This window comes from Nocardioides sp. CPCC 206348 (assembly GCF_048654705.1).
GTDB lineage: Bacteria > Actinomycetota > Actinomycetes > Propionibacteriales > Nocardioidaceae > Nocardioides.
This window is the reverse complement of sequence record NZ_JBMCZA010000162.1, coordinates 371-3,605: the sequence shown is the minus strand read 5'-3', so window position 1 is coordinate 3,605 and position 3,235 is coordinate 371. Positions and strand designations below refer to the sequence as shown.

Here is a 3,235-nt window from a genome sequence, read left to right as displayed (position 1 = left end):
CCGCTGGCTGGCCGCCGTCGTGATCGGACTCGTCCTGGGTGTCGCCATCGCCTGGCTCGGCGCCCGCTGGCGCTGGGGTCCGTGGGTCACCGCGGTCGTCACCGTCGCCGCGTACCTCGCGGTCGGTTCCGGGGTCGCCTTGCCGACGCGGGCCCGCAACGGGGTGATCCCGACGGCCGACTCGCTGCGCGACCTGGTCATCGGCCTGGCGCACTCCTGGCGTGAGTCCCTGACCCTTCCGGCGCCGCTCGGTGAGAACGGCGTCGTGCTGATCGTGCCGCTGGTGATCGGCCTGGGCGGCGGACTGCTCGCCGCCGTGCTCCTGTGGCGGTCGCGGTGGCCGGGACTGGCCGGCCTGGTCCTCGTCCTGGTGCTGCTGATGTCCGCGGCCTTCGGCGACATCCAGGCCGAGGCAGTGCTGACCCGTGGCCTCGCCCTCGCCGCGGTCGGTGTGGTCTGGCTGCGCTGGCGCTCGCTGCGCAACGTCCGGGCTCGATGGGGGCGCCGGATCCTCTCGACGCTGGTCGTCGTCGGCCTCGCGGGCGGTGTCGCCACCGGTCTCGCCGCCCTGTCCGACCCGGGTGGCAACCGGGTCGTGCTGCGCGACCACGTGGACACCCCGTTCGACCCGCGTGACTACCCGAGCCCGCTGTCGAAGTTCCGGGCGTACAAGAAGGGCGACGGGAAGACCGCCCAGCTGTTCACCGTCGACGGCCTCGAGAGCGGCACCCTGGTGCGGCTCGCGGTCATGGACTACTACGACGGCATCGTGTGGAACGTGTCCGGCGGTCCGGGCTCGCCCCACGACTCCGGCACCTTCCGGCGCCTGCGAAACGATCCGGACGCCAACCTCAAGGCAACGACCCGCGGCACGATCACCATCGACGGCTACACCGGCGTGTGGGTGCCCAGCGTCGGGGAGACCCTGTCCATGACGCCGGTCAAGGACGGCCGCACCGACGGCGACGCGGCCAGCGAGCTGGTCATCAACCGGCAGACCGGGACGGTCGCCCAGATCGGCGGCGTCCAACCGGGCACGACGTTCCAGGTCGAGGCCGCCGTGGAGCCGCAGGTCGTCGACGAGCAGGTCACGCTCCTGGGTGCGGACGCCTCGGTGTCGTTGCCGGTGCCGAAGGTCGTGCCCGAGGAGCTGAGGGACCGGGTGCAGCGCTGGCAGACCGAAGCAGGCTTCGGCGGCGGGCCGGCGGGCCCGATCGCGCTGTTCCTGCGCGACGCCTTCCGCGAGCACGGGTACTACTCCGATGGCGAGGACGACTACGTCCCGGCCGGGCACGGCGCGAGCCGCCTGGCGGTGCTGGCCAAGACACCGACACCGGCCGGCAACGCCGAGCAGTACGCCGCCGCGATGGCCCTCATCGGCCAGGAGATGGGCCTCCCGATCCGGGTGGTCATCGGCTTCAAGGTGCCGCCGGGTGGGGGAGCGGTCCGTGGTGAGCACATGACGGCGTGGACCGAGGTCAAGCTCAAGGACGTCGGCTGGGTGGCGTTCGAGCCCACCCCGCAGGAGAACAAGAAGCTGCGCCGGCCCAACGACGACCCCAACGAGGAGCCGCAGCCGCAGGTCCTCCAGCCGCCCCGCGTCCCGGGCGAGCCCAAGGAGGCGAGCGACAACCTGCAGCAGGGCGACGGCAAGCGCGACGGGGTCGACATCCTCGAGGTGCTCGGTACCGTCCTCGCGATCCTGTTCAACGTCGGCAAGGTCGCGCTGCTCCTCTCACCACTGTGGGGCGTGCTGCTCTTCAAGTTCCTGCGCCGCCGCAAGCGCAGGAGGTCGGCCGACCCGACGGTCCGCCTGACGGGCGCGTGGCGGGAGCTGGCGGACCGGATGCGCGACCTCGGTGTCCGGCCGACGCCGGGAGCCACCCGTCGCGAGAGTGCCTACGCCGCTGCCGGCCGGTACGACGCCGTACCCGTCGTGTCGCTGGCGCACACCGCCGACCGCCACGTCTACGGCGACGGTGAGCCGAGCCTCGAGGAGGCCAGCGCCTACTGGGCTGACGTGGGCACGGCGCTCAAGCGGATCCGCAAGGCGACGCCCTGGTGGCGCCGGATCGCGGCCCGCTTCTCGCTGGCCTCGGTGCCGTGGCGTGCAGGCCGGGACCGGATCGGTGCCCGGGTCCGGAGATTCGGTCGGCGCCTGTGGCACCTCGGGCCGGTGGCCCGCGTCCGCTCCGCCCCGCGCCGCATTGCTCGGCGGACGCGGCGGAATGGTAATTTGCGGCGCAAGCCGTGACAGTCGTCAGCGGCCACACAGGGATCTCGGGAGTGGGAAAAATGGCAGTTCGTCGTTGGGCAAGCGCGGGCGCTGCCGGACTCCTGGCGCTGGGCCTGGGAGTGCACCCCGCACCGGCTCAGGCGGCAGTCGGTGATTCCGACCTGGCTGTCGGAGAGAAGATCGTGCGCGGTGGGAGTGTTGCCGACTGCCCGGCGGCGATCTCCGGCGCCGGACCATCGACGCGGTCGATTCCGGCTGACGGCGCGTGGCGCACCCAGAACCTGGACCGCTCCGGGGTCCTGGGCTCCAGCAAGGTCCGTGGCATCGCGGTCAGCCGCGGCAAGGTCACGACGGATTCTCGCGGTGCTTCCCGCGTCGACGTGAGCATCTCCAACGCCGTCTCCCTGACGCCGTCCGGCGCATCGCCGTGCAGCATCAGCTACGCCACCAACGGCAGCACGGCGGCGTTCGATGTCGCCGTCACGAAGAAGTCCTGGCTCGTCCTCGGGGGCACCGTCCGTGGGCGGGGCGAGGTCATCGGCTCCCTGGAGGCTCAGCGCATGGACGGATCCGGTCGCGTTGCGATCGCTCCGGGCAGGTCGGCGACGGTTCTGGTTCCGTCCGGGTGGTATGCCATGGGCGCGCAGGCCGGCTCAAGGACCAACGTCCCGCCCGGCTCGACCGCGCCGACGCAGTCCACCTCGATCTTCGAGGGCTTCGCGGCGATCATTCCGGTCGGCACCCGTCGGTCACTGTCCGGCAACGGGCTCGGCTACGTCTCGGTCGACCACCGCGACTGCACCCTGAACCGGGTCCGGCTCCCGTTCACCAGCCGCGCGCGGACCGCAGCGGCCAAGATCACGCTGTACGTGAACGGCGTGCGCCGGGCGGTCCTGACCGGGAGCGGGCTGCAGCGGACGTCGTACACGCTGACCGGGATCGACCCGGCCTCGACGGGCGCCGTCAAGGCGGTCATCCGCACCAAGTCGGGCAGCACCC

At 72.1% G+C, this 3,235-nt stretch carries 2 protein-coding genes; both read left to right on the top strand.

From position 1 onward, the window contains the following. Nucleotides 1-2,254 (top strand): transglutaminase-like domain-containing protein (locus ACOADB_RS12020; protein WP_378598567.1); only part of this gene is annotated, 2,254 nt, incomplete at its 5' end. 41 nt (nucleotides 2,255-2,295) lie between these two features. After that, a partial coding sequence (locus ACOADB_RS12015) for a hypothetical protein (protein ID WP_378598564.1) occupies nucleotides 2,296-3,235 on the top strand: 940 nt, incomplete at its 3' end.